The organism is Weissella sp. ESL1139, assembly GCF_058506735.1.
Map to the genome: position 1 here is coordinate 626,552 of NZ_CP196375.1, position 26,598 is coordinate 653,149.

A 26,598-nucleotide genomic window follows, 5' to 3' on the forward strand; every position below is an offset into this window, starting at 1 on the left:
GGTTTGGACGTGGCAAATAAATTTTTAATTACCTTTTTTTCATCTGAGCAAGCACGGCGCAGTCGCGTTATTTTTGGCTTGTTAAAACGACGCTTAACGGTCTCAACTGAGTATTGGGGTTTACGTTATGACTTATTGAACTATGTTGGGTTATTACCACATTTAGATCAAGCTGAATTTGATCAACAGATTGCTTATTTTGTTCAGCACGATTTAATCGTTGTCGCCGATACTGAAGCTAATAAATTTTTGTTGACCAAAAAAGGGTTAGCGGTAAAAGAAAATTATCAGCATAATCATTATCAACTACAATATATGACGCTTGCAGCTCATCCACTAACTAATGTACGCGAATTTCAGCAAGCTTTTTGGTTAGCTAATCAAGTAATTTCAGAAATTGCGTATCAGAATAAACGATATTATCCATTACAAGTTGATTTTAAAATAAAAACCCTCGTTAAACGATGGTATCATCAAGCAAATAAGCGCACCGTTGTGACTGATTGGGTCAATGCTTTGGCAGCATATTTGCAATTGTTACCTGAAGAAACAGCTAATCAACTTGCAGCAACATGGGTTGGTCATCAAACACCAGGGCTTAATTTGGAACAACTTGGTTTACCAACAACTTGGCATCAATTAGATTTTTATTTATGGGAATTAGATTTATTTGCTAATTGGCAACAATATTTAGTTAAAGGTCAGTTTAATAACCCGGCTTTTATGGCATTATGGCAACCAACACAACGACAAAGTTTGTTATCTACAGGGATTCAAACAACGTTGCAACAAATTCAGCAAGGCGTACCAGTGACGACAATTAGTCAGCAACGGAAACTTAAAATTGGGACTGTCCGTGAGCACTTATTAACGGCAGCGATTCGGTTGCCGTTACAAAATTTTCCGTACCAACTATTTTTAACTGATGAAATTGTTCAGTATTTACAATCTAAGTTAACTGGTAATATTGATGATTGGCATTTCACGGATGTGCGTACCTCAGATAATCCGTTAGAATTTTTCTTGTTTCGTTTGTATGAAATTTATTTGACAAAAAAAGAGGTGGTCAAGCATGACAATGATTGATTTACAACAAGCGTTGCAAAAGCAATTTGGCTTTGAAAATTTCAAAGCTGGTCAAAAAGAAATTTTAACGGCTTTGTTACAGGAAAAGTCAACGTTGGCAGTTTTACCAACTGGTGGTGGGAAAACCCTGATTTACCAAATGATGGGGATGTTACGACCAGGTTTAGTTGTTATCGTGACTCCATTATTGTCATTAATGCAAGATCAGGTAGCACGTCTAAATTATTTAGGTGAGAAAAATGTGGTTGCTTTAAATTCAAATTTATCGTTTCAAGCTAAGCAAGTTATCCTAAAAGAATTGTCGCGTTATCATTTTTTGTTTATTTCACCAGAAATGTTGAACCAAGATGTGGTAAAGGCGGCGTTGCAACGCACGAATATTAATTTAATGGTGATTGATGAAGCACACACGATTGTTACTTGGGGACAAGATTTTCGCCCAGATTATTTAGCTTTGCCCCAAATTTATGAACAATTAAAGCATCCGCAGTTATTATTATTAACAGCAACGGCAACTGCCAATATGATTAGAGAAATCATTGCCGGCTTTCGTATCAAAGCTGAAGATTGGTTTATTTATCAGCAACCAGTTGATCGCGCTAACATCTTTTTACATAATGAACAGTTATCGGATGAGGTAGCAAAAAAGGAACGCCTAAAGACACTTGTGCAGACAACCCAAGGCCCAGGTATTGTGTATTTTACGTCACGTAAATTGGCAACAAATATGGCAACTTGGTTGGCTGATGAAACTGGATTAAATGTAGTTGCATATCATGCGGGGATGGATACCATGTCGCGTTATCGTGTGCAACAACAGTTTATGCAAGGAGATATTGACATCATCACCGCAACTTCAGCATTTGGTATGGGGATTGATAAAGATAACGTGCGGTATGTAATTCATTATCATTTGACTAATGATCTTGCAAATTATCTGCAAGAAATTGGCCGTGCTGGTCGTGATGGCAAACAGTCAGCAGCGATTTTGTTATATGTTGCCGGGGATGAAAGCATCCAATTAAATTTGATTGAGCAGTCAGTTCCGAGTGAGATGGTTATTCGTGACTATCTAGAACAAGGCATAACGAGTTATATCATGCCTGATCAAATGAAATTGTTAGATGCATATCGCCAACAAAATTTGTCAGTAGCTGATATTATTCAAATATTTGTAGAACGTAAGCAATTACGCCAGCGAAAATTATGGCATATGGTTGATTATGCAACCGCCGCTGACCATTTAAGAAATACCATTAGTGAGTACTTTGGTAATGATGTTAAAAACTTGTCGCAAGATACAGAAAGTGTGGGTGTGACAAATTGGCAACCTGACCAATTAAATTTGGTACGACAAAATAATAGTAAACCAGCTTTAAGGGTGATAAACTGGTCTCAGCAGTTGAATAAATTATTTAATTTATCGTAAAAAAAATAGCTGTGACACTAACTATTTTGGGACAGTTAGTGTATTATGTATATTAGTGAAATTAAAACATATAGATAAAGATAGAGTAAGGAGAGTCACCAATCATGACCGAAAAGAAGAATGAAGAACAGCCATGGGAGGCATCTTTTAAAGATGAAACGACTAAGCAGTATTCAAGAACGCAAAATCGTCGTAAGTCGCAACGTGTAAGCATGGTTGTCGGAATTTTGGTATTGATTGTGATTGTTTTATCTATAGTGCCTGTTTACAAATACTTACAAGAATTAAATAGACCGGCTGATGCTACGACTAATACAGAATTGCCAGTAGCATCATCTAATAAAACAACATCGTCAACCAAAAAAGTTACTGACACAGCAAAGTCAGAATCAAAGGCTAAAGTAGCAGCATCAAAGTCATCTGTCGCCGCTTCAAAGTCAGAGAAGAAGGCTAATGCAGCTAAGAAATCAAGTGAAGAAGCTAAGAAGGCTTCTGAAAAGGCAGCAGCTGATGAGTCAGCTAAAGCTTCTGAAGCGGCAGCATCCTCAGAGGCAGAAGCATCTTCTCAGGCAGCAGCCTCATCGTCTGAAGCAGCAGCATCTTCATCAGAAGCTGCTAAGACAGTACCATTTGATTCAGGAACCTTATATAGCTTTGCAGTTGCTAATGGTACAACGCCAGAAGAGCTTTACTCATTGAATCCAGGATTAAATTCAAGTAATTATGCTAGTTTCTATGGTAAGGGATTGAAAGTTAAATAAATTATGGAACGTCCGATATAATTTGTATAATTATCGGACGTTTTTATTGTATCTATGCTAGTTTTTCTCTGAAAATAAGCGTAAAATAGTATAGATAATAAATGAATGAGGATGTGAATCATGGACCCAATTCAGATTGCGATTGATGGACCAGCATCAGCTGGAAAGTCAACGATTGCTAAGATTTTAGCAACCGACTTGAATTTTATATATGTCGATACAGGTGCAATGTATCGCACAGTAACATTGGCTGCTATTCGTGAAAATGTTACGTTACAGGATGAAGCAGCAGTAGCGGCGTTGTTGCCTGATATTGAGATTTCGTTTAAGCCGGGGACACCGGTACAACGTGTATTTTTAAATGGTGATGAAGTAACGGATGAGATTCGTTCAACAGAAGTTACCGTTAACGTTTCGGTCGTTTCAGCTTATAGTGAAGTCCGTCAGGCAATGACAGACTTGCAACGTGGCATCGCCGCTAAGGGTGGTGTTGTCATGGATGGTCGTGACATTGGTACGACCGTTTTACCCAATGCGGCAGTTAAAATCTTTTTGATTGCGTCAGTTCATGAACGAGCTGTACGTCGTTTCAAAGAAAACCAAGCTAAGGGGATGGCAACAACGTTAGATGATCTTGAAGCTGCAATTGAAAAAAGAGATTATCTAGATTCACATCGTGAAATTTCACCTTTGAAGAAAGCAACCGATGCAGTTGAATTAGACACAACTGGTTTGTCAATTGCAGAGGTTGTTGCACAGGTAAAACAAATTATTGCAGATAAATAATGAAAATAGTCATAATACTGAATAAAATGTTAAAAAAGACTAGTAAAACATAGTGTTTTTAGGTATAATACTATTAGAGTCGTGTGACCAGGAGGATATATTGTAATGAACGAAGAGAACAACGAGCTATTGGCAGCTCTTGACAGCGTAGCTGAAGTTAAAGTTGGCGATGTAGTTAAGGGTGAAGTCTTGGCAATTGATGATAATCGTCAAGTTATCGTAGGTATTGAAGGTGCCGGTGTTGAAGGAGTAATTCCTTTGCGCGAATTGACAACTGACCGCGATGCGGACGTGAATGACCTTGTCAAGGTCGGAGACGTGTTGGATTTGGTAGTAGTTTCTACTATCGGTTCTGACAAGGAAGGTGGATCATACCTATTGTCAAAGCGTCGTCTAGAAGCTCGTCGTGCTTGGGAAGAAATCGCAAGCAAGCACAGTGTCGGTGACATTGTGGAAGCACCAGTAACGCAAGCCGTTAAGGGTGGTTTGGTTGTCGACGTTGAAGGCGTACGTGGATTTATCCCAGCTTCAATGATTGAGAACCGTTTCGTACAAGATTTGAACCAATACAAGGGTCAAACTGTCCGTGCGAAGATTATTGAAATTAATGCAGCAGACAGCCGTTTGATTTTGTCACGTCGCGAAGTATTGAACGAAGAGCGTTCAGCAGCTTTGGCACGTATTTTTGACGAACTATCAGTTGGTGATGTTATCGAAGGTAAAGTTGCTCGTATGACTAACTTTGGTGCATTCGTTGACCTTGGTGGTGTTGACGGTTTGGTACACGTTTCTGAAATCTCACACGAACGCGTTTCACAACCTTCAGACGTTTTGTCAGTTGGTGAAGAAGTTAAGGTTAAGGTTTTGGGATTAGACCCAGAACGTGAGCGTATTTCATTGTCAATTAAGGCAACGCAACCAGGACCTTGGGATGAAGCCGCAGAAAAGGCTCCAGAAGGAACTATCCTAGAAGGAACTGTTAAGCGTGTTGTTGACTTTGGTGCTTTCGTTGAAGTCTTCCCAGGTGTTGAAGGTTTGGTTCACGTTTCACAAATCTCACACAAGCACATTGCTAACCCTAGTGATGTTTTGAAGGCCGGTGACAAGGTTCGTGTTAAGGTTTTGGATGTTAATCCAGAACGTCAACGTTTGTCATTGTCAATCAAGGCATTGGAAGAGGCACCTGCACGCGAGGACAACAATGATCGCCCTCGTCGTTCACGTCGTCCACGCCAATCAGCTCCAACTAACTACTCAACTTCAGAAGAAGAAGGATCAGCTACGTTGGGTGATGCCTTTGGTGATATCTTTAAAGATTTTAACTAAGCATTAGAATAGTTTAAACAGTTAGAGGAGGCTGGGACCTAAGTGTCTCAGCCTCCTTTTATTATTTGGTATAATAAATACAGAGAAAACAAATTATAATTTTATTTATAATTTAGAAAAGAGGCTAATATGGGATTTCCTATTGTGGCAGTCGTTGGGCGCCCAAATGTTGGTAAGTCAACGATATTTAACCGTATTGCAGGGGATCGAATTTCAATTGTGGAAGATACACCAGGTGTCACACGTGACCGTATCTATACACGAGCTGAATGGTTAACCCACGAATTTCGTTTAATTGATACTGGTGGAATTGACATGGTGGATGAACCATTTATGTCGCAAATCGTACAACAAGCTGAAATTGCAATTGATGAAGCAGACGTCATTATCTTTATGGTATCAGCACGTGAAGGATTAACTGAAGCTGATGAACGCGTCGCTAAGATTCTATATCGTTCAAAGAAGCCAGTTGTACTAGCCGTTAATAAAGTTGATAATATTGAATTACGTTCTGAAATTTATGAATTTTATGCATTAGGCTTTGGTGATCCATATCCAATTTCTGGTGCTCATGGTACTGGTTTAGGTGATTTATTGGATCAAGTAGTTGCTAATTTCCCAGAAGTTGATGATCAAGAAGAGGATGACGCAGTTCGTTTCTCATTTATCGGTCGGCCAAATGTTGGTAAGTCATCATTGGTTAACGCTATTTTGGGTGAAGAACGTGTTATTGTTTCTGATATTTCAGGAACAACACGTGATGCGATTGATACGCGCTTTACATCTTCAGATGGTGATGAATTTGTAATGGTTGATACGGCTGGAATTCGTAAACGTGGTAAGGTTTATGAATCAACTGAAAAATATTCAGTGATGCGTGCGATGCGGGCCATTGATGATTCAAATGTCGTCTTGATTGTACTAAATGCTGAAGAAGGTATTCGTGAACAAGATAAGCACGTTGCCGGTTACGCACACGAAGCTGGTCGGGCAGTCATTATCGTCGTCAATAAGTGGGATACTTTAGACAAAGACAACCATACGATGCGCGATTTTGAAAATCAGATTCGTCAAGAATTCCAATACTTGTCATATGCACCAATTGTCTTTGTGTCAGCGTTGACAAAGCAAAGACTTAATAAATTACCCGCATTGATTAAGCAAGTTAATGAGAACCATCAAAAGCGTATTCAGTCAGCTACTTTGAATGATGTTGTGATGGATGCATTGGCTTTGAACCCAACGTCAACGGTTAATGGTAAGCGATTGCGTGTTTATTACGCAACCCAAGTGGCTATCCAACCACCAACTTTTGTTGTGTTCGTTAATGACCCAGAGTTAATGCACTTTTCATATGAGCGTTTCTTAGAAAATCAGATTCGTAAAGCGTTTGATTTTACTGGAACACCAATTCATTTGATTAAAAGAGCACGAAAATAAAAATAACCTTAATATTTAACAGAATATGTCCATTTTTAGAGTAATGTTTAAAAATCGAATAAAAAGCCTGTTATATCAACGTTTTTAGACATTTTTTACTTGTAAGATTGAGCTAACTATGATATTCTAAATATCGAAATCTAATTACAGATTCAATCTGAAATTATTGGCAATATGCCAATATAACTATGCAGGAGGAAATTTTAATGGCTAACAAGCAAGAATTAGTAACTGATGTTGCAACAGCAACTGGTTTGACAAAGAAGGATGCAACTGCTGCAGTTGATGCTGTATTTGCTTCAATCCAAGATACTTTGGCAAAGGGTGAAAAAGTTCAATTAATTGGCTTTGGTAACTTTGAAGTACGTTCTCGTGCAGCTCGTAAGGGTCGCAACCCACAAACAGGTGAGGAAATCGAGATTGCTGCATCAAAGATTCCTGCATTCAAGCCTGGTAAGGCTTTGAAAGATGCTATCAAGTAAAGCATTGTAAAAGAGATTGAGACAATTGTCCAATCTCTTTTTTTGTGCTTTTGTCGCCAAAGTTGATATGTTTTCCACATTTAAATATGATAAACTAAAATTTAAATATTATTAAAAGGGGCAGCATGATGGTAGTTGGAAAAGTTATAACAATTGCAGGATCGGACATTTTAGCCGGTGGTGGTATTCAGGCAGATTTGGCAACCTTCAATGAATACGGTTTATTTGGATTAAGTGCGATAACTAGTATCGTAACTGTAAATCAAGCAGATTTCGAAATTCATCAGATACCAGTTGCAGTTTTACAAGAACAACTAGCATCATTAAGTGATTTAACGAATATTAAAGGTATTAAAGTGGGGTTATTGCCTTCAGTGGCGCATATTAATGTTGTTAGTGAGTTTTTACAACAATACAAGGATTTACCAATTATCATTGATCCGGTCATGGCTTTTAAAGAAACTGACGATGTCAATGCAGCGGCATTGGCCACGGCTATTAAAGAAAAATTGATACCATTAGCAACTATGACAACACCTAATTTAGTCGAAGCAGAATTGTTGACTGGTAAAGCAATTAAAACAACGGATGATTTAGCAAAAGCAGCTCAGATGCTTCAAGAAATGGGTGCACAATCAGTGGTAGTTAAAGGTGGTATCCGATTAGCTGGTGATATGGCAGTTGATGCAGTGGCAACGCCAGATGAACATGTGTTGATGTCGTTACCTAAAGTTGAACAACCTTATAATAATGGTGCTGGTTGTACCTTTTCAGCAGCAATTGCCAGTCAGTTTGCAAACGGTGTGACTGCAAAAGAGGCTGTTGATGATGCCAAAGCATTTGTTCATGAAGGTATTTTAAACGGCATTAAGTTAAATGATGATTTTCAAGTGGGTAATGTTTGGCAAGCAGCTCGGCGCTTTATGGGAGAGAACAGATGAAAACTCGGCAAGTCACGATTGGGGCAGTCTTGGTTGCCTTAAATATCGTATTAAGTTATGTTGCAAAATTACCAACGCCAACGGGATTTGTTTCGTTGGTTGAGACGGGAATTTTTATTGCCGCCTGGCATTTTGGTCCTAAAATGGGCTTAGTTGTCGGTGGTTTAACTGGATTCTTACTAGATTTATTTGCTGGGTATCCACAATGGATGATTTTTTCACTTATCATTCATGGTAGCGAAGGCTTTGTGATTGGTCGATACAATATTAAAAAAAGTGTTGGCCTACGAGTGTTAGGTAACGTTTTAGGTGCAATTGTTATGGTTGTTGGATATTGGATAGCTGGCAGCTTTTTGTTATGGATAACAGGTGGTGCTAAAATGTCTATACAGGCTGCCGTACTAGCCGGCTTAACTGATGTACCCGCAAATATCATGCAAGTGTTACTAGGCTTTATTTTGGCATTGATAGTTAGTGTGCCATTACGTAAATGGTTAAGATAAATTGTAATATGTGGGCAAGTAGAAAACTGGAACATCACGACACGTTCCAGCTTTTTTTATGAAAGCATTTTAATTGAGATAAGGGGAAATGGTAATGAAGTTTTTACACACAGCTGATTGGCATATTGGTAAAGAATTGGGCGGCTTTTCTTTATTGGCAGAACAGCAAACAGCGTATGAACAAATTAGTGATATTGCCTTAGCAGAGCACGTTGATGGTGTTGTGATTGCTGGTGATTTGTATGATCGTAGTATTGCGCCAACATCAGCTGTTAATTGCTTAGAAAATATGCTAAAAGATTTAAACATTCAACATCAAATACCTATTTATGCTGTTTCGGGTAACCATGATGGGGCAACACGCTTGGGAGCTGGACGCGAATGGCGGCAACAAAATCATTTATACCTCAATACAACCTTAGCGGATGCATTTAAACCGGTAGAGACAGCTGATACACAAATATTTATGTTGCCTTTTATTGAACCAGCAATGGCTCGAGTTTATTATCAAATTCCAGAAGATGAGGCACAACAGTATCAAACCATTAATCAGGTGATGCCACGCATTGTGGCTGATATGGTTGCACATTTTAATCCTGATAAAAATCATTTATTAGTGACACATTATTACGTGACTGGGCATCGTAATCAAGATTATGAATTTACCAGTGAAACTAATTCGCAAGTTGGTGGTTTAAAAGGCATTGACGATGCCGCCTTTAAAGATTTTGATTATGTTGCTTTGGGACATTTACATTTAAAGCAAGCAAGTCCTAGTGAGGTTGTGCAATATTCAGGTTCACCAATCAAATTTAATACTAAAGAGGCGCAAACTGAAAAGGGCGTTTTTATTGTTGAGATTGATCATCACCAAGTTACGACAACTTGGTACCCACTAATACCCAAAAAGGATTTGATTTTATTGTCAGAATCATTTGAAACATTAACTGATCCTAATTTTTATCGCCAATACAATCGTGGTCATCAAAATTATTTTAGTATTAAAATTCAAGGACAAGCTAATGCAACCAACGCACGAGCAACTTTAGCCGAAATTTATGGTGATGTTGTTGAAGTACAATATGATTTGCCAAAGTTGCTAGCAGAGAAACAAAATATTCCTGAAATCACTGATGACGTTAATGGTGCGGATGATCAACTAATTGCAGCATTTTATGAATATGTAACGAATCAAAAGTTAAATACAAATCAAGAGAAAATTGTGAATGATACGTTAAGTGATTTGTATCAACAAGAGGAGGGATAAGATGCGTCCTTTAAAATTACAATTGAACAACTTTGGCCCTTATGATCAAACAACGATTGATTTTAGTAAGTTTACTGAATCAAAGCTATTTTTAATTACTGGAGATACAGGTGCTGGTAAAACTACTATTTTTGATGGCATGACGTATGCCCTATTTGGTAAGGGCACTAGCGAACGTAGTCCAGAAGATATGCGCAGTGAATTTGCTGATGGAACGAAAGAAACAGTAGTGACATTTTGGTTTGAACATAATGGTCACTTTTATGAAATTGAACGTACGCCAACACAACAGCTAAAGAAAAAGCGCGGTGCTAAATCAAATAATGATACAACAACGCATTCAGCAACAGCATCGTTATTAGAAGTTGATGAACAGTTGCAAATGCCAGTTGAAGCGTTAGGTGATAAAGCCAAGATTGTTAATGATCAAATTGAAGAATTGTTACATCTTAACGCTGATCAGTTTCGTAAAATTATTTTATTACCACAAGATAAATTCCGTGAATTTTTGAGTGCCCAAAGTGATGAAAAGATGGTCATTTTACGGCAGTTATTTGGTACTGAAATTTTTGATGAATTTGTTAACGCATTAAAAGATAAGCAAAAACAATTTGGTACTGAAATTGAAATGCTTGCGACCCAACGGGATGAAAAGTTGCAACAAATTAAGTGGCCACAAATCGATATTGATGTGATTGCCCCGACAGCTGAAGAAAAGATTCGTTTGTTAAGTCAAATGAATGAGCAGAAAGCCAATGATGTTGAAACGCAAGCAAGTGCTTTAGCAAAAGCGCAACAACAATTGCAAGAAATGCAGGCTAAGCAACAGGCACAACAAAAAGTATTGGAGCAATTTGACCAGTTAACTGAAAAGCAGACACAGTTAAAGCGGCAATATGAGCAACGTGACGACATATCGGCACAGCAAGAATTATTGACAAACTTAAAATGGGGAACAAAACAACGACCATTAGTTGATAAAGTGCGACAGCTACAAAAACAATATCAAGAGCAGACCAAAGATGAACAAGTATTGGTTACCGAGCTACGTGAGTTAGCAGTTGATCAACAAAAATTTGCTGATGAGCAAAAACATCTTGATCAACAACGAGGCACGATAGCAAGTAATCAGCAATTGACTACTAAAATTCAAAATGAATTATTGCCTCAGGCACGTCAACTAGTAACGGTGCAAGAAAAAAAGCAGGACTTTGATGCTAAAATCGAAGCAGATGAAACACAGTGCGTTACTTTAAAGGGAAAAGTGCAGACTTTAACGGATGCATTAGCTGAACAAAATAAACGTTTAGATTTTCAAAAAGAATTTACAGCCTATGAACAAGATTTGCTTAAACAGGAATATCAACTTAATCAATTAATTGATCAAAAACATAAACTTGATGAATCAGAGCATTCTTTGCAAGTACAGCAAAATAATTTGGCCGATATCGCAAAAAAGGTAACCGCAGCAACCCAAAATCAAGCTGTGATGAAACAAAAATTAGCAGCTAAAGAATCTTTGCGACGTGATATTTTAATCCAACAATTACAACAGGAGCTAGTTATTGGTGAACCTTGTGTGATTTGTGGTCAGATATATCAAGGTGAGCATCATAATCAGCAACATGCTGAACGACAAAGTACGTATGCTGATTTAGCTGATATTATTCAATCTGTTACTGAGAATGAAGATGCTTTGCAAGAGGCAACCGCTCAGTTAGCAACCGTTCAATCAGAAGAAATGCGCATTAAACGAGATATTGCGGCTTTAGATCAAGCAGTACATGATAACCAGGAGACATTTGAGGCTGATTGCCAGTCATTTACAGAAGCTTGGGCGCAATTGTTTGCCACAATAAATGAAGCTTGGGCATCAATGCCTGTAACTTTTGATGAGGATATCTTTAATGATAAATTGCAACAAGCACAAACGTTTGTTGGGGATGCTAAGCAACAAGTAGTTGATTTGCAGCAACAAATATCTGACAATGAAGCGGGATTGCAAACGGCCAAAACGCATGTTATTGAAATTGAACAAAAGCTTAAGGCTGAGAAAGATACCCGTCAGTCTTATATTGATGAGGCCAAGCAAATTCATGATAGCTACCCTGAACTTCAATCAGTTACTGAGTATGAAACAATCATACAAAAATATCAGCAATTTCAGAAAGAATTTGAAAAGGCTGATAATGACTTGCACGATAAGCAGTTACAAAATCAAGAAAAACAAGCAGGGAAGCATGAACGCTTAAAATCAGTGCGACAAAAAATACACCAAGAGCAAGCTGATAATGAAGAGTTAACAAAACAACTTAATGACATCATTAGCGACGGTCCTGTAGCTGATCAACAAGCTTTTGATGAGCTGATTAATTCGTTGGTTACACAACCTAATCAGATTCAGACATTGACCCAGACAATTACGCAATACCAAACAACTGTTAATAGTTTGGCAACAGATATTGCAAAGTTGCAGGAAACGTTAGGAGATGCAACAAAACCTGACATAAGTAAAATACAAGCAGGTATTGTCCAACAGCAAGATGTCGTTAATCAGTTAATTGAAGATAATGCAACGCAAAAAGAAATTTTGAAACAACAACGGTCAATTGAAATGTCTGTCAAAGAGTTGCAACAACAGTGGCAGAATCAACAGACCGCAGTAAAAGATTTACTGGCTTTGACTCAAGTTGTTGATGGTAACAATGACAAACGATTGCGCTTAGAACCTTTTATTTTACGACGCTTTTTGTATGATGTATTGGATTATGCTAATCATCATTATATTGGTGTTTTATCGGGTGGTCGTTATCAATTTATTTTGTCAGATCGTCAAGGTGGTCGTGCTAATCAGAATGGTTTAGATATTGATATTTATGATCAAGATGGCGATAAAATTCGTGCCACTAGCACATTGTCGGGTGGTGAATCATTTATTTCAGCTTTGTCGATTGCGTTATCAATGGCTGAAGTTGTGCAACGACGAGCTGGTGGTGCCAAAATTGATGCTTTATTCATTGATGAAGGATTTGGCTCATTAGATGAGCGCACATTAGCGCAAGCGATGGAAGCATTAAATTTGGTTGAACAAAGTGGTCGTTTAGTGGGGATTATTTCTCATGTTGCTTCGATGAAGCAGCAAATTCCACAACAATTACAGGTCAAGAAATTAGGTAACGGACATAGTCAGTTGAAGTTGAATGTATTGTAAATGAAAACAAGCTAGGACACTTTTGAGTATCCTAGCTTGCTTTTTTGATTAGCCCATAAGCTGTTCAAACAGCGTTACATACCGGATTCAAAACAGCTTTTGTCGCACTTTGTTTTAAAAATACCAACCATAAGGGGCTTGTTTAATTATTTGGTCAACTGCTAATTGGTGTTGGATATTATACATTTTGGGGTGATCAGCTAAAGGCACATATGACAATGATAAGGTTTCATCACCATCAGCTTTTAGTTTGCCACCAATTTGTTCCACTTCAAAAAGCGTCATAGGTATTTGGGCTTTGTCACCAGAAGGGAACGAATGGTGGAAATTCGTATCGATACCAATTAATGCTTTGATGCGCACATCGATACCAGCTTCTTCTTTATATTCACGAATTAGTGATGTCATGGCTGATTCGCCAAGGTTTTGCATACCGCCAACGAGACTCCAGCCAATTTCACCATCACCGCGTTGTTCCATCAAAACTTTTTGACGGGTGTTATCAAACAAAATACCAGCGACACCTGGCATAATGATTTCATCATGGCCAATTTTTTGTCGTAAATCTTTAAAATATTGTTCCATTACCATACTTCACATCTCCCCAACTTGTGTTATTGATTCTATGATAGCATATTGCGTAAAATCTGAAATCAGGCTTGTTATGGTACAATTGAATTATCTATTTTTCGAGGAGAATTGCATGATTACTTCATTTTTGATTTTAGAAATTACCGCAATTGTGACATTTCTATGGGCTAGGAAACTAAAACTTAGTAAATTAGATTGGTTAGTATTTGTCATACTAACCATTTTAAATGGTATTTTTATTTACTGGTGGATGCCGGTGCCAACGTTGTCACAACTTGTGATGCCCGTGGCATTAGAGACAACGTTGATTAGTATCTGGACGCTTATTTCGGGTAGTGCAGTATCAATTGTTGAACAGGTTAAAAATGGCCGTACGACACGTGTTTTTAGTAACATTAGTTTTTGGCCATTCGTTATTCCAGTGATTGCTATCGGTATTTCGTTTACAGCTGGTATTTCAAAAGCAGTGACGGTACGTCCAATGTATCATTCTGTGCAAGCAACTAAGCAAAAGGAGGCACCTTTAACGAAAGATGATCAACCAATTGCTTTATCTGCACAAGCAGCTAAAAATATGATGAAAAAAGCTTTTTCACAAGTGCCAGATTCATCAATGTATGAACTAGGTGATTTATCAGCACAGTATATTAAAGGTAAGCCATACTATGTTGCACCAGTTGAATTTAATGGTTTTGTGTCATGGTTTATGAATCGCGAGTTACCCGGTTACTTCGTTGTATCGGCAACGGATATCAATGATACAGCGCATTTTGTGAAAGAAAAAATGGCTTATTCAGAAACAAGTTGGTTCTCACATAGCATTGCACGACGGATTTATATGGCTAATCCCCGTTATCAACAAGTCGGTGATCCAATTTTGGAAGTTGATAATAGTGGACAAACCTACTGGGTACAAACGCTTTTGAGCGTACGCTGGGCTGGTCAAGTTATGTTTAACGACATTCATGTGGCAGTTACGAACGCCAATACAGGTAAGACGAGTGTCTATCAGACCAAAGGTTTGCCAAAGTGGGTTGATGTGGGTGTTTCACCAGAAGCGGCCACGTTAATGAATCGCACTTATGGTAATCCATATGCCTTTAATTTCCGCCACAAGAATCAAATTAAACCAACTGAAAATGGATCAGAAAGTGGTGTCACGCCAATGTTTAATACAAATGGTTCACTCGCTTACTTTGATGATTTTACAACAGTTCGTTCAAATGCTGATTCAGATAAGGGTTATTCATTAATTGATACGCGGACTGGTAAATTACGCTTTTATACTGGTAAAAATGTTGGTATTATGGATTCCGAAGGTGCAATGAAAGTTGCTAAACAACTCCATCCCCAAAATAAGTGGCATGGTTCAAATCCGGTTATTATGAACATTGATGGTACACCAACTTGGGTTGCCTCAATGATGGATAATAATGAGCGTTTCCGTGAATATGCATATATTAAGGGAGGCGACCAGAATGTGATTGGTGAAGGAAATAATTCTTCAGATGCATTAGCTTCTTATCGTAATGCATTAGCTGGTAGTGCCCAAACGGCAGCATCTAATGATAAAAAACTCAAAGTTAAAAAAATTACTGGTAAAGTAAGTCGTGTTAATACAAATGCGACACTGAATGATAAGCAAGTCGTTATCTTTAAATTAGTTGATGATGATACCTTATATACATTAGATCCATCACAAGAACAAGACGCTTTATTACTACAAACCAATGATCAAGTTGAGCTAAAGGTTAAAGCAGTGCGTGGTGCTTCAGTAGCCAATGTTGTGGCATTTAAAAATGCATCATTAAAATAAAAGTAGGATAGAAAAATGGGACAAGGAACAATTAAATCAAATGATTTTGCACGTGGTGCAGATAAAAAAGGGAAAACAACGTTTGAACAAAAAAAGGCAGCCCGCCAAGCTTTACTAGAAAAAGCTAAGCAAAAAGCACAACAAGGTAAAAAATAAGTATTAAGTAAACTGGAAGGGATGTTTTTATGGCTAGTTTTGCAGAACGAATGCTTGATGAATTATCAAGTGGACAGTTAGAGGCAGCAAAAAAGTCATTCGCATCATCTTTACGATATGATGACGATGACACAATTTATTCATTAGCAGAGGAACTATATGGTTTAGGTTTTACAAACCAAGCTAAACGTGCTTATCAAAAGTTATTAGATAAGTATCCAGATGAAGATCAATTGCGGACATCTTTGGCAGATATTGCGATTGATGAAGATGATACTGACCAGGCATTGATGTATTTGTCAGAAATTGCGCCTGATTCAACTGCATACTTGGAATCACTATTAGTGGCAGCTGATTTGTATCAATCAGAAGGCTTGCTAGAGCCAGCTGAAGACAAATTATTGACAGCTTATCGCTTGGATGATGAAGAGCCCATTATTCAATTTGCTTTGGCAGAATTTTATTTTGCAAGTGCTAAGTATCAAACCGCAATTCCATACTATCGTCGACTAATCAAGGCTGGTGAACGTTACTTCTCGGGTGTTGATATTGTGTCACGAATTGGTGTTGCTTATGCATTAATTGGTAATTTTGATAATGCCTTGGGTTATTTGGAACAAATTAAAGAGGCTGATATGACACCAGATGTGCGTTTCCAATTAGGCTTGACTTATGCAACTGATCCAGAAAAACGGCAAAAGGCAATTAAAACATTTACAGAATTACGAGATTTAGATGCCTCTTATGCAGGTGTTTACGAGCCGTTGGCACAACTTTATTTGGATGGTCATGAACCAGAAAAGGCCTTGGTTACATACCAAGAAGGGATTGCCGTCGATCCATTTAATGTGAAGTTCTATCAAGAAGGGGCTAAGATTGCTACTGAATTGGGTGAGCTTGAACAAGCAAAGTCATTGTATGAGGAAGGCTTAAAGAACAATCCTGATGATGCTGTGTTGGTTACTAGTTATGCAGGTTTCTTAGTACAAAATGATGATCATGTTGGTAATATTAATTTGCTAAATGCTTATTTTGCCAACGATGATGTTGAAGCTAATCCGCAATTGTACTGGTATTTGGCACAAAGTTATACAGCATTAGAAGATTTTGAAATGGCTACTAAGTACTGGCATGCAGCTTTGCCATCGTTTATGGATTCACCTGACTTCTTGAAGCCAGCTTACTATTATTTCCGTGATGAGGGTGAGCATGAGTTAGCTTTGCAGGCATTGCAAGCCTATGTACAATTAGTCCCTGGTGACTTTGACATGGTAACAGCTTTGCAAGATGAGCTTGATCAAGATATGTAAAATAAATGTCCTGGGTAGGATAAACACTATTGGTTGTTGTCCTATTACAGGACTTTTTTAATGCGCTGAAGTGGTTTGTCACGGTGTGCTTAAAAATGTATAATGTGAATATTAGAAAATAATAAGATAAAGAAATGGGGATAAGAAATGGACGCTTGGCATTTGTCAAAACGCTTAGCTGCAGTAGCTAATTTTGTACCAGATGGCGCCCGCTTAGCAGATATTGGTTCAGATCATGCTTATTTACCAGCTAATTTATTGCTGAATAACCACATATCATTTGCTATTGCAGGTGAAGTCGCACCAGGTCCTCTTGCTAATGTAAAAGCAGAAATACAACGGCATCAACTAAGTGACCGTTTAATACCGCGTTTAGCCGATGGTATGGCAGCCATTCAAACAAGTGATTTAATCGATACAGTTGTGATTGCTGGTATGGGTGGTCGCTTAATTTGTCAAATTTTAACTGAAGGCGAAATAGATATTAAAAGATATCGTCGCATTATTTTACAGCCAAATATTGACATTGATTTGGTTCGTGAATGGGTTTCTGAAAATGGTTATCAGTTAGTTGATGAAGCAGTGGTAGTTGATGATACCCACTATTACGAAATTTTGGTGGCTGAACCTGGTAACGTGACTTATTCAGCTCGTGAATTACAGTTTGGCCCTTACCATCTTACAGAACCATCCCCAGTTTGGGTGGAAATGTGGCAACGTGAGGCTAATCGAATTAAGGATATTATGAATGAGCTTGAAAAAGTTGGTCGCACCGATACCGAAGCTTATCAAACTTATCAAAAAGATTTACAAACCATTATGGAGGCATTAGTTTATGCAAGCAAATGAATTGATTGCAAAGATTGAAACATATGCACCTAAATCATTAGCTTGGGAAAAAGACCCAATTGGTTTACAGCTAGGGGATGGCCATCAAGAGATCAAACGTGTCATGACGACGTTAGATGTTCGGCCGGAGGTCGTGCAGGAAGCGATTGATGAGCATGTTGATTTTATTTTTGCTCATCATCCCATGATTTTTAAGCCAGCTAAAAATTTGGACTTATCAGTACCACAAAACAAAATGTATGCGGATTTGATTAAGCATGATATTGTCGTTTATGCAGCGCATACTAATTTAGATGCTGCAAAAGGTGGTATGAATGATTGGCTGGCAGAGGCATTGCAGTTGCAAGATGTTAAGCCATTAATTTCTAATGAAGACGGTCAAACAGGCTTAGGTCGAATTGGTTCATTGGCTAAGGCGCAAACTGTTGCCGAGTATGCCACGTTTATTCGTGACTTATTTAAGGTTAAAGCAGTTCGTGTGATTGCTAATGATTTGCAACGGCCGATTCAAAAAATTGCTGTCCTTGGTGGTGATGGTGGGGATGAGTATCCTGATGCATTAGCTGCCGGGGCTGATGCTTATGTGACAGCCGATTTTTATTATCATACGGCCCATGATGTTTTAGCTGATGACTTTGTGGTGATTGATCCAGATCATCATATGGAAGCAATTGCTAAAACACATATGGTTGAGCTTATCAAACAATGGCAACAAACTAATGGATGGGCATTAAATGATGTATTTGCATCAACTATTAATACCGATCCTTACACTTATATTTAATTAAAAGAAAGTAGGTCAATATGACAGCAGAAAAATTTCCTAATTTAATTAATCGTTTTATTGGTTATGCTAAGGTAAATACGCAATCAAATGAAAACTCAACAACTATTCCTTCAGATCCAAAAGAAGTTGCATTTTTAAAAGACTTGTCTATTGAATTAAAAGAAATCGGCTTAGAAAATGTTCGGACAATGGCTGATGGTTATGTGTTTGCTGAATTACCAGCTAATACAGATAAAGACGTGCCAACAATTGGTTTTATTTCACACGTTGATACAGCCGATTTTACTGCTGAAAATGTGCAACCACAATTCGTCGAAAATTATGATGGTGAATCAGAGATTAAGTTAAATGAGGATTATTCATTAACAACGACTGATTTCCCTTCATTGAAGAAATATGCTGGCCATACTTTAATTACGACTGATGGGACAACTTTGTTAGGTGCTGATGATAAGGCTGGGGTTGCTGAAATTATTTCAGCGGCTGAGTACTTGATTGCTCACCCTGAAGAAAAGCATGGTAAGTTAGTCTTTGGTTTCGGACCAGATGAAGAAATTGGTATTGGTGCTGATAACTTTAATGTTGCTGAATTTGGTGCTGATTTTGCTTACACAGTTGATGGTGGTCCATTAGGTGAGCTTGAATGGGAAACATTTTCAGCCGCTTCAGCTGTGATTGAAATTCAAGGTCGTAACGTACACCCCGGAACAGCTAAGGATACAATGGTCAATGCTTTGCAAGTTGCTATTGATATTCATAATGCTTTGCCATCTGGTGACCGTCCTGAATTAACTGATGGTCGTCAAGGTTTCTTCCATTTGTTAAACTTGGCTGGAACTGCTGAAGATGCACGCATGGATTACATTATTCGTGATCATGATCGTCAACAATTTGAAGCACGTAAGACATTAATGAAAGAAATTGTTGATCGTCTAAACAAAGAATTGGGTGTTGATCGTATTAAGTTGACTTTGAAAGACGAATATTACAATATGGGAGAAATTTTGAAGGACGATATGGCTTCAGTTGATTTAGCAGCTGAAGCAATGCGTCAATTAAATATTGAACCAGTTATTGAACCTGTACGTGGTGGTACTGATGGCTCAAAGATTACCTTCTTAGGTTTGCCAACACCTAATTTGTTTGCAGGCGGTGAAAATATGCACGGACGTTATGAGTATGTTTCAACGACTGTTATGGCACAGGCAGCTGATACAGTTGTTAAGATTGCCACATTGAATGCTGAATAGGCAGGTTCTAAGTATATTTTAAGTTATCCTGTGTATGATTAGTGGTACTAAAACTAGGGGAGACTAAATGCTTTTTATACTAATTATTTTGTTACTGATTGGTCTTTGGTGGGTACGTTCACGTAATCTTAAACGTCGTGTTCAAGAAGTACTTAATCAAAACAGGCCAACAAATCAGACCTTCCATCAGGGAGCTGATGTGTTTGACGGTGAGTTTGAAGAAATAAAAAACAAACATTAATTTTTGTTTTTTAAAATAAATTAGCTAAAATACGTAATATTTACGCTATATACTACTTAGGTGATAGTATATAGCGTTTTTTTCTGGTAAAATAAATGAGATGTTTATCATTTAATGTGAAAATTGATACACATACAGAAAGATGGGGGATTCAATCAAATGAAAAAATTATTGATTGCTAATCGTGGCGAGATTGCCGTTCGGCTAATTCGAGCTGCAAAAGAATTAGGTATCAAAACAGTTGCTATCTTTGCAAAAGAAGATGAATTTGCTGTTCATCGTTTTAAAGCTGATGAAGCTTATCAAGTAGGTGCTGGTAAAGCCCCAATTGCTGCATATTTGGATATTGAAGATATTATCCGTATTGCAAAGCAAGCAGGTGTTGATGCTATCCATCCAGGATATGGTTTCCTATCAGAAAATGATGAGTTTGCCGCAGCAGTTGAGGCCGCTGGCATTAAATTTGTCGGTCCTAAAGTTGAACATTTGAAGATGTTTGGGGATAAGATTGTTGCTAAGCAAATTGCCACCAAGGCAGATGTGCCGACAGTACCAGGTACTGATCATCCAGTGGCTGACGTAAATGAAGCACTCGCTTTTGGGGAAGAACATGGATATCCATTGTTTGTAAAGTCAGCTGCCGGTGGTGGTGGTCGCGGTATGCGTGTCGTTGAACATGCTGACGAACTTAAAGAAGCCTTCGAACGTGCGGCCTCTGAAGCTAAGCAAAGCTTTGGTAAGCCTGATATATATCTAGAAAAGTATTTAAAAGATCCACAACACGTTGAGATTCAAATTTTGGCTGATGAACATGGTGAAGTTATGCATTTATTTGAGCGTGATTCATCAGTACAACGTCGTCATCAAAAGATTATTGAATTTGCGCCAGCAGTTTCAGTTTCTTTGAATATGCGTGAGCGCATTCAAAATGCAGCATTACGCTTAATGCGGAGTGTTAATTACCAAAGTGCTGGTACGGTTGAGTTCTTGGTTGACGGTGATAACTTTTATTTCATTGAAGTAAATCCACGAGTTCAGGTTGAACATACGGTTACTGAAGAAGTAACAGGGATTGATATTGTGAAATCACAGTTATTGATTGCACAAGGTTATGGGTTACATGAAGAACCGGTAAATATTCCACAACAGGATCAACTACGTGCAGTTGGTGTAGCAATTCAAGCACGTATTACAACTGAAGATCCAGCTAACAATTTTATGCCTGATACTGGTAAGATTGACTGGTATCGTTCACCGGGTGGTACTGGAGTTCGTTTGGATGCCGGTAATGTCTTTGCCGGAGCAGTCGTGACACCTTATTTTGATTCACTACTTGTTAAGTTAGTGACGCATGGTGCTGACTTTACGGCGGCAGTTGATAAGATGCAACGTGCTTTAGATGAGTTCGTCATTCGTGGTGTCAAGACGAATATTCCATTTTTGAAGAATGTCTTTGCTCACCCAACATTTAGAGCTGCATCGGCACCAACAACCTTCGTTGATAATCATATCGAGTTATTTGAAATTGTGCCCGATAAGGATCCGGAACGTAAACTATTACGCTATGTCTCTGAAACAACGGTTAATGGTTTCCCAGGATTGGATCATAATCGTTCGAAGATTTATACGGCTAGTAATTTTGAACCAGCTAAAAAGCTTATTTTGCCAAGTGATTTGGTTACGGCCAAAGATGTCTTGGATGATAAGGGACCCGATGGTGTTGTTGATTGGTTGAAGCAACAAGACAAAGTGTTATTGACGGATACGACGATGCGTGATGCGCACCAATCATTATTTGCAACACGTTTGCGTACTAAAGATATGGCAACGATTGCGGAAGATGTGCAACAAGCTCTTCCTAATCTATTCTCTAGTGAGATGTGGGGTGGTGCAACCTTTGATACTGCCTACCGTTTCTTAGGTGAAGATCCATGGGAACGTCTTCGTATCTTACGCAAAAAGATGCCACGGACATTGACACAAATGTTGTTTAGAGGTTCAAACGCCGTTGGTTATCAAAATTATCCTGATAACGTTTTGGCTGAATTTATTAAATTAGCTGCAACAAACGGAATGGATGTGTTCCGTATCTTTGATAGTTTGAATTGGTTGCCACAAATGGAAAAGTCAATCCAATATGTGCGTGATAATAATAAACTAGCTGAAGTCGCAATGGCTTATACAGGTGACATATTAGATCCAAGTCGCACAAAGTATAACCTAAAGTACTATACGGACTTTGCGCAAGAATTGGTTGCTGCTGGTGCCCATATTATTGCGATTAAAGATATGGCAGGTTTGTTAAAGCCCGAAGCAGCTTATCAGTTAGTTAGTGCCTTGAAGGACACTGTTGATGTGCCAATTCATTTGCACACGCACGATACAACTGGTAATGGTGTTTATACGTATGCACGAGCAGTTGCTGCTGGTGTTGATGTGATTGATGTGGCGATGTCAGCCTTTTCAGGGGCAACTTCACAACCTTCAATGGGAGCAGTTTATTATTCACTAGCTGGTAATAAACGACAACCTGATGTCGATGTAGCGGCAGCTAACCGCATTAATGATTATTGGACTGGTGTGCGCCCATACTACGATGATTTTATGAGTAAAACAACTAGTACCCAAACTGATATTTTTGAAATTGAAATGCCAGGTGGTCAGTACTCTAATTTGCAACAACAAGCCCAGGCTTTGCGTTTAGGTGATCGTTGGAATGAGATTAAGAAAATGTACGTAACGGTTAATAAGATGTTTGGCGATATCATCAAAGTTACGCCATCTTCTAAGGTTGTCGGGGATATGGCATTGTTCATGGTCCAGAATGATTTGACCCCAGAGAAGGTCTTAGCTGATGGTCAAACCATTGATTTCCCACAATCCGTTGTTGATTTCTTTGCCGGTGATATCGGTCAACCAGTTGGTGGTTTCCCTAAGGACTTGCAAGCTGTTGTTTTGAAGGGACGTAAGCCAATTACAGTGCGTCCAGGTGCTTTGAGCGAGCCGGTTGATTTTGCTGTACAAGAGGCTGATTTAAAGACTAAAATTCATCGTGATCCAACACCTGAAGAAGTAGTTTCTTATGTTTTGTATCCAAAGGTATTCTTAGATTATATAAACAAACAAGAAAACTTTGGTCCAATGACATTGTTGGATACGCCAACATTTTTCCAAGGTATGCGTTTGGGTGAACGTGTGGATGTCCAAATGGGCGCTGGTAAGACAGTCATTTTCCAATTAGAAGAAATTGGTGAGCCAGATGTTGCTGGAATGCGGACCCTTTACTTCAACGTTAACGGAACACCATTAGCAATCGATGTGCAGGATAGTAGTGTTCAAACATCGACGGTCGTAAGACGTAAGGCCGAGCCAACAAATGAAAATGAAATTGGTGCAACCATGGCTGGTAGTGTCTTATCAGTTGATGTAAGTAATGGTGAATCATTCAAGCAAGGTGATACTTTATTGGTCACTGAAGCAATGAAGATGGAAACGACAATTCAAGCACCATTTGATGGTGTTGTTAAGCAAATTTATGTTGCTGCCGAAGATGTGGTCGACGGTGGTGATTTGCTACTTGAAATCGAACCAAAGTAGTCATTATAAATGATAAATTGAGTAAAAAGTCATACGACTAATAAGCGTTATGCAATGAACTTGCTGTTCAAAACGTTTTTCGTTATATTGGTGTTAGAGCTTTTTGCTCTTTTTATTTATACATAATGAGGAGAAGATAATGCAGCAGTGGTGGCAGAAAAAGATTATTGTCGGAACGGGGATGGTTGGTAGTCTTTTATTGATTTTAGAAAGTGTTTTAGGAACACTTATCTGGCCAACTTATAAGGTTGGACCATTCCCAGTATCAATGCTGACAGCTAAAGGGACACCATACGAATGGGGCTTTAGGATGTTGGAATTAATCGCAGGTATCTTAGTCCTAGTTACTTTAATCGCTTTAATTAGATATGCGATGCAAACAAAAAAGGAAAAATTTGATCGAGATTTACGGATTGTGACTATTGTTTGGTTAGCTTGGGTCATTTTGCAATTTGTATGGCCAGTCACATTAAACGTTGCCATTACAGTGACACCTATTTCATTTAGAGATATTGTTTTTGGTTTGGTGATTATATTATTGGGTGGTAGTTTAATTAAACTTGGTAAGTCAGCACAAAGCAATCGTTTTGATTCATTGAGTAATGTCCTGACGCTGTTAGGTATTTTGTACATCTTATTTAATTTTCTATCATACATCGTGACTTTGTTAGGTTGGCCAGTCAATGGTTTTATGGATGTGGTTGCTAATGATATTGTTGCAGTTGCCATGGGATTTATTAGTTGGTATTTTATGCGTTTAGCAGAAGTCTAGAAAATTTAAATTTTTTAAAGCAAAAGACTTGCTATTTTACGGAAATGTGTGTAATATAAATATTTGTAATTTACTAGCTATATTGTAACGGCGCAAGCTTGGGGATTAGCCCAATGCAGCTAATCCTGTCGTTCAAATTAGTGGTGGGGGGCACCCCGCAAATAAATTCAAGGAGTTATGTTAATGCGCATTAACATTTTATTAGAAGCCGCTGAAACCGGTGAGCGTATCTACTTGACTTCTAAGAACCGTCGTAACACACCAGACCGTTTGGAGCTTAAGAAGTATTCTCCAAAGTTGCGTCGTGTTACAGTGTTCAAGGAGGTAAAGTAATCATGGCTAAAAAGTCAAAGATCGCTAAGGAAATGAAGATTGAAGCAACTGTAGAGAAGTACGCTGCAAAGCGTGCCGAACTAAAGGCTGCTGGTGATTACGCTGGGTTGGCAAAGTTGCCTCGCAACGCTTCACCTGTTCGTATCCACCGTCGTGACAAGATTGATGGTCGTCCACGTGCATACATGCGTGATTTCGGTATGTCACGTTTGAACTTCCGTGAATTGGCTCACAAGGGTCAAATTCCTGGTGTTAAGAAGGCTTCATGGTAAAATTTTTACCATGAAGCAGGAAAGAACATTCACAACTGTGAATGTTCTTTTTTATTTGATAAAATAGTGGGATAGCAGATAGACGTTGCTTGACATAGTGGCGTACAATGGAAATAATATATATTTTATTGTGAGGTTTAAAAGTATGTTACAAAAGAAGGTTTTAAATAAACTATTAGCAAATGCATTCAATGTGCCAATTATGGTGACATATTGGGATGGTAAGACTGAATCTTATGGCGAAGGCTTGCCTGATATTCATGTTACTTTCAATAAGAAGCTTGATTTGAAGCGGATGGCTAAGGTACCAACGCTAGAATTAGCTGAGGCATACATGCGCCGCGATATTGAAATCGATGGTAGCATTCAAAAGTTAGTGACTGCTGCCTATGGCCAAGCTGATAGCTTTTTGACTGATCAAAGTGGTTTTACAGGTTCTTTGCTAAGCAAGTTTACTTCATCTCATGATAAAGAAACATCAAAGGAAGATATTCAAAGCCATTACGATATTGGTAACGACTTTTACAAGAAGTGGTTGGATTCAACCATGACTTATTCATGTGCTTACTGGGCACGTGATGATATGACACTTGAAGAAGCCCAAATGGCAAAGGTTCGTCATATTTTGGATAAGTTAAATAGTGAGCCAGGCAAGACTTTGCTAGACATTGGTTCTGGTTGGGGAACTTTGATTATTACGGCTGCTCAAGAATATGGTCTTGAATCATATGGTGTAACACTTTCTGAAGAACAATATGCTTACACGATTCAACGTGTTAAGGAATTGGGCTTGGAAGACAAAGTTCATGTTATGTTGAAGGACTACCGTGATGTTGATCAACAATTTGATTACATTACTTCTGTTGGTATGTTTGAGCATGTTGGTAAGGATAACTTGGAAGAGTATTTTGCTGATGTTGCCAAGGACCTTGTTCCTAATGGCCGTGCTTTGATCCATGGAATTACCGGTCAACATTATGGTGCCGGTGTTGATCCATTTATCGAAAAGTATATTTTCCCAGGTGGTTATATTCCAAATGTTGTTGAAAACCTAACGCACATTATTGATGCTGGTTTGCAACTAGATGATTTGGAGCCATTACGTCGTCACTACCAAAAGACATTAGAGCACTGGGCAGAAAATTATCATAAAGTTTATGATGAAACTGTTAAAGAATATGGTGAGCAATTTGCTCGTATGTGGGACTTGTATTTGCAGGCATGTGCCGCTTCATTTGAGGCCGGTAACATCGATGTTATGCAATTCTTAATTACTAAGGGTCCTGCTGGCCATGATTTGCCAATGAATCGTGCATATATGACAGCACGTGATAGTAAGAAATAAAAATAGACAGAATACAAATAGCCGAACAACTCATCTTACAAGGTAGT

General features: G+C 38.4%; 24 protein-coding genes. 23 read left to right on the forward strand and 1 reads right to left on the reverse strand.

What is annotated here, in order from left to right; all coding sequences use genetic code 11:
• Positions 1–9 precede the first annotated feature (9 nt).
• The 11 genes from ACSYSF_RS02900 (at position 10) to ACSYSF_RS02950 (ending at position 13,232) form a co-directional block, all read left to right on the forward strand.
• On the forward strand, positions 10–1,086 hold the full coding sequence (locus tag ACSYSF_RS02900) for a helix-turn-helix domain-containing protein (protein ID WP_491737242.1): 1,077 nt from the start codon (positions 10–12) through the stop codon (positions 1,084–1,086).
• Positions 1,073–2,515, forward strand: coding sequence for a RecQ family ATP-dependent DNA helicase (locus tag ACSYSF_RS02905; RefSeq protein WP_489868229.1), 1,443 nt, complete (start codon positions 1,073–1,075; stop codon positions 2,513–2,515). The genes ACSYSF_RS02900 and ACSYSF_RS02905 overlap by 14 nt, the downstream gene beginning before the upstream one ends.
• 104 nt (positions 2,516–2,619) lie before the next feature.
• Positions 2,620–3,276: a LysM domain-containing protein gene (locus ACSYSF_RS02910; RefSeq protein WP_489868230.1), complete on the forward strand. Its 657-nt coding sequence runs from the start codon at positions 2,620–2,622 to the stop codon at positions 3,274–3,276.
• A gap of 120 nt (positions 3,277–3,396) precedes the next feature.
• Positions 3,397–4,062 carry a (d)CMP kinase gene (cmk, locus tag ACSYSF_RS02915; RefSeq protein ID WP_489868231.1) on the forward strand — a complete coding sequence of 222 codons (666 nt, stop codon included), beginning with the start codon at positions 3,397–3,399 and terminating at the stop codon, positions 4,060–4,062.
• Positions 4,063–4,167: 105 nt separating this feature from the next.
• Complete coding sequence (rpsA, locus tag ACSYSF_RS02920) at positions 4,168–5,388, forward strand: 30S ribosomal protein S1 (protein WP_489868232.1); 1,221 nt, start codon at positions 4,168–4,170, stop codon at positions 5,386–5,388.
• Between the two features lie 129 nt (positions 5,389–5,517).
• On the forward strand, positions 5,518–6,828 hold the full coding sequence (der, locus tag ACSYSF_RS02925; protein ID WP_489868233.1) for a ribosome biogenesis GTPase Der: 1,311 nt from the start codon (positions 5,518–5,520) through the stop codon (positions 6,826–6,828).
• A gap of 206 nt (positions 6,829–7,034) precedes the next feature.
• On the forward strand, positions 7,035–7,310 hold the full coding sequence (locus tag ACSYSF_RS02930) for an HU family DNA-binding protein (RefSeq protein WP_042493879.1): 276 nt from the start codon (positions 7,035–7,037) through the stop codon (positions 7,308–7,310).
• Between the two features lie 128 nt (positions 7,311–7,438).
• The gene (locus ACSYSF_RS02935; protein ID WP_489868290.1) at positions 7,439–8,251 is read left to right on the forward strand and encodes a bifunctional hydroxymethylpyrimidine kinase/phosphomethylpyrimidine kinase; all 813 of its coding nucleotides are present in this window, start codon (positions 7,439–7,441) and stop codon (positions 8,249–8,251) included.
• Complete coding sequence (locus ACSYSF_RS02940; protein ID WP_489868234.1) at positions 8,248–8,754, forward strand: ECF transporter S component; 507 nt, start codon at positions 8,248–8,250, stop codon at positions 8,752–8,754. Before ACSYSF_RS02935 ends, ACSYSF_RS02940 begins: the two co-directional genes overlap by 4 nt.
• Before the next feature lie 94 nt (positions 8,755–8,848).
• On the forward strand, positions 8,849–10,021 hold the full coding sequence (locus ACSYSF_RS02945; RefSeq protein ID WP_489868235.1) for a metallophosphoesterase family protein: 1,173 nt from the start codon (positions 8,849–8,851) through the stop codon (positions 10,019–10,021).
• A 1-nt stretch (position 10,022) separates the two neighbouring features.
• A complete protein-coding gene (locus ACSYSF_RS02950; RefSeq protein WP_489868236.1) occupies positions 10,023–13,232 on the forward strand; it encodes an AAA family ATPase in 3,210 nt (1,069 codons plus the stop codon).
• Between the two features lie 114 nt (positions 13,233–13,346).
• On the opposite strand, the gene ACSYSF_RS02955 is transcribed toward ACSYSF_RS02950, so the two are convergent.
• Entirely contained in the window at positions 13,347–13,823 is a 477-nt protein-coding gene (locus tag ACSYSF_RS02955) for an NUDIX domain-containing protein (protein WP_489868237.1), read from the reverse strand.
• Between the two features lie 112 nt (positions 13,824–13,935).
• Between ACSYSF_RS02955 and ACSYSF_RS02960 the strand changes: the two genes are divergently transcribed.
• From ACSYSF_RS02960 to ACSYSF_RS03015, 12 genes are all read left to right on the forward strand, one after another.
• Positions 13,936–15,639 (forward strand): hypothetical protein, encoded by a 1,704-nt coding sequence (locus tag ACSYSF_RS02960; protein WP_489868238.1) that lies wholly within the window; start codon positions 13,936–13,938, stop codon positions 15,637–15,639.
• A gap of 15 nt (positions 15,640–15,654) precedes the next feature.
• Positions 15,655–15,795, forward strand: a complete 141-nt coding sequence (locus tag ACSYSF_RS02965) for a hypothetical protein (protein WP_489868239.1) — start codon at positions 15,655–15,657, stop codon at positions 15,793–15,795.
• 29 nt (positions 15,796–15,824) lie between these two features.
• The gene (locus tag ACSYSF_RS02970) at positions 15,825–17,105 is read left to right on the forward strand and encodes a tetratricopeptide repeat protein (protein WP_489868240.1); all 1,281 of its coding nucleotides are present in this window, start codon (positions 15,825–15,827) and stop codon (positions 17,103–17,105) included.
• Between the two features lie 147 nt (positions 17,106–17,252).
• Positions 17,253–17,954, forward strand: a complete 702-nt coding sequence (locus ACSYSF_RS02975; RefSeq protein WP_489868241.1) for a tRNA (adenine(22)-N(1))-methyltransferase — start codon at positions 17,253–17,255, stop codon at positions 17,952–17,954.
• Positions 17,941–18,738 carry a Nif3-like dinuclear metal center hexameric protein gene (locus ACSYSF_RS02980; RefSeq protein WP_489868242.1) on the forward strand — a complete coding sequence of 266 codons (798 nt, stop codon included), beginning with the start codon at positions 17,941–17,943 and terminating at the stop codon, positions 18,736–18,738. Before ACSYSF_RS02975 ends, ACSYSF_RS02980 begins: the two co-directional genes overlap by 14 nt.
• Before the next feature lie 20 nt (positions 18,739–18,758).
• Positions 18,759–19,991 (forward strand): peptidase T, encoded by a 1,233-nt coding sequence (gene pepT, locus ACSYSF_RS02985; RefSeq protein ID WP_489868243.1) that lies wholly within the window; start codon positions 18,759–18,761, stop codon positions 19,989–19,991.
• A 67-nt stretch (positions 19,992–20,058) separates the two neighbouring features.
• Positions 20,059–20,232, forward strand: coding sequence for a hypothetical protein (locus ACSYSF_RS02990; RefSeq protein ID WP_489868244.1), 174 nt, complete (start codon positions 20,059–20,061; stop codon positions 20,230–20,232).
• Positions 20,233–20,391: 159 nt separating this feature from the next.
• Positions 20,392–23,829, forward strand: coding sequence for a pyruvate carboxylase (locus tag ACSYSF_RS02995; protein WP_489868245.1), 3,438 nt, complete (start codon positions 20,392–20,394; stop codon positions 23,827–23,829).
• Positions 23,830–23,968: 139 nt separating this feature from the next.
• Positions 23,969–24,601 carry a hypothetical protein gene (locus ACSYSF_RS03000; RefSeq protein ID WP_489868246.1) on the forward strand — a complete coding sequence of 211 codons (633 nt, stop codon included), beginning with the start codon at positions 23,969–23,971 and terminating at the stop codon, positions 24,599–24,601.
• A 183-nt stretch (positions 24,602–24,784) separates the two neighbouring features.
• A complete protein-coding gene (rpmG, locus tag ACSYSF_RS03005; protein ID WP_002827335.1) occupies positions 24,785–24,934 on the forward strand; it encodes a 50S ribosomal protein L33 in 150 nt (49 codons plus the stop codon).
• Between the two features lie 2 nt (positions 24,935–24,936).
• Positions 24,937–25,206 (forward strand): 30S ribosomal protein S14, encoded by a 270-nt coding sequence (rpsN, locus tag ACSYSF_RS03010; RefSeq protein ID WP_489868247.1) that lies wholly within the window; start codon positions 24,937–24,939, stop codon positions 25,204–25,206.
• A gap of 145 nt (positions 25,207–25,351) precedes the next feature.
• Positions 25,352–26,551, forward strand: a complete 1,200-nt coding sequence (locus ACSYSF_RS03015; RefSeq protein WP_489868248.1) for a class I SAM-dependent methyltransferase — start codon at positions 25,352–25,354, stop codon at positions 26,549–26,551.
• The last annotated feature ends 47 nt before the right edge of the window (positions 26,552–26,598 follow it).

Excerpts from the sequence above, each read along its gene's own strand:
- ACSYSF_RS02905 (WP_489868229.1), top strand. The coding sequence starts at position 1,073 with ATGACAATGATTGATTTACAACAAGCGTTGCAAAAGCAATTTGGCTTT.
- ACSYSF_RS02910 (WP_489868230.1), top strand. The coding sequence starts at position 2,620 with ATGACCGAAAAGAAGAATGAAGAACAGCCATGGGAGGCATCTTTTAAA.
- cmk (WP_489868231.1), top strand. The coding sequence starts at position 3,397 with ATGGACCCAATTCAGATTGCGATTGATGGACCAGCATCAGCTGGAAAG.
- rpsA (WP_489868232.1), top strand. The coding sequence starts at position 4,168 with ATGAACGAAGAGAACAACGAGCTATTGGCAGCTCTTGACAGCGTAGCT.
- der (WP_489868233.1), top strand. The coding sequence starts at position 5,518 with ATGGGATTTCCTATTGTGGCAGTCGTTGGGCGCCCAAATGTTGGTAAG.
- ACSYSF_RS02930 (WP_042493879.1), top strand. The coding sequence starts at position 7,035 with ATGGCTAACAAGCAAGAATTAGTAACTGATGTTGCAACAGCAACTGGT.
- ACSYSF_RS02935 (WP_489868290.1), top strand. The coding sequence starts at position 7,439 with ATGGTAGTTGGAAAAGTTATAACAATTGCAGGATCGGACATTTTAGCC.
- ACSYSF_RS02940 (WP_489868234.1), top strand. The coding sequence starts at position 8,248 with ATGAAAACTCGGCAAGTCACGATTGGGGCAGTCTTGGTTGCCTTAAAT.
- ACSYSF_RS02945 (WP_489868235.1), top strand. The coding sequence starts at position 8,849 with ATGAAGTTTTTACACACAGCTGATTGGCATATTGGTAAAGAATTGGGC.
- ACSYSF_RS02950 (WP_489868236.1), top strand. The coding sequence starts at position 10,023 with ATGCGTCCTTTAAAATTACAATTGAACAACTTTGGCCCTTATGATCAA.
- ACSYSF_RS02955 (WP_489868237.1), bottom strand. The coding sequence starts at position 13,823 with ATGGTAATGGAACAATATTTTAAAGATTTACGACAAAAAATTGGCCAT.
- ACSYSF_RS02960 (WP_489868238.1), top strand. The coding sequence starts at position 13,936 with ATGATTACTTCATTTTTGATTTTAGAAATTACCGCAATTGTGACATTT.
- ACSYSF_RS02965 (WP_489868239.1), top strand. The coding sequence starts at position 15,655 with ATGGGACAAGGAACAATTAAATCAAATGATTTTGCACGTGGTGCAGAT.
- ACSYSF_RS02970 (WP_489868240.1), top strand. The coding sequence starts at position 15,825 with ATGGCTAGTTTTGCAGAACGAATGCTTGATGAATTATCAAGTGGACAG.
- ACSYSF_RS02975 (WP_489868241.1), top strand. The coding sequence starts at position 17,253 with ATGGACGCTTGGCATTTGTCAAAACGCTTAGCTGCAGTAGCTAATTTT.
- ACSYSF_RS02980 (WP_489868242.1), top strand. The coding sequence starts at position 17,941 with ATGCAAGCAAATGAATTGATTGCAAAGATTGAAACATATGCACCTAAA.
- pepT (WP_489868243.1), top strand. The coding sequence starts at position 18,759 with ATGACAGCAGAAAAATTTCCTAATTTAATTAATCGTTTTATTGGTTAT.
- ACSYSF_RS02990 (WP_489868244.1), top strand. The coding sequence starts at position 20,059 with ATGCTTTTTATACTAATTATTTTGTTACTGATTGGTCTTTGGTGGGTA.
- ACSYSF_RS02995 (WP_489868245.1), top strand. The coding sequence starts at position 20,392 with ATGAAAAAATTATTGATTGCTAATCGTGGCGAGATTGCCGTTCGGCTA.
- ACSYSF_RS03000 (WP_489868246.1), top strand. The coding sequence starts at position 23,969 with ATGCAGCAGTGGTGGCAGAAAAAGATTATTGTCGGAACGGGGATGGTT.
- rpmG (WP_002827335.1), top strand. The coding sequence starts at position 24,785 with ATGCGCATTAACATTTTATTAGAAGCCGCTGAAACCGGTGAGCGTATC.
- rpsN (WP_489868247.1), top strand. The coding sequence starts at position 24,937 with ATGGCTAAAAAGTCAAAGATCGCTAAGGAAATGAAGATTGAAGCAACT.
- ACSYSF_RS03015 (WP_489868248.1), top strand. The coding sequence starts at position 25,352 with ATGTTACAAAAGAAGGTTTTAAATAAACTATTAGCAAATGCATTCAAT.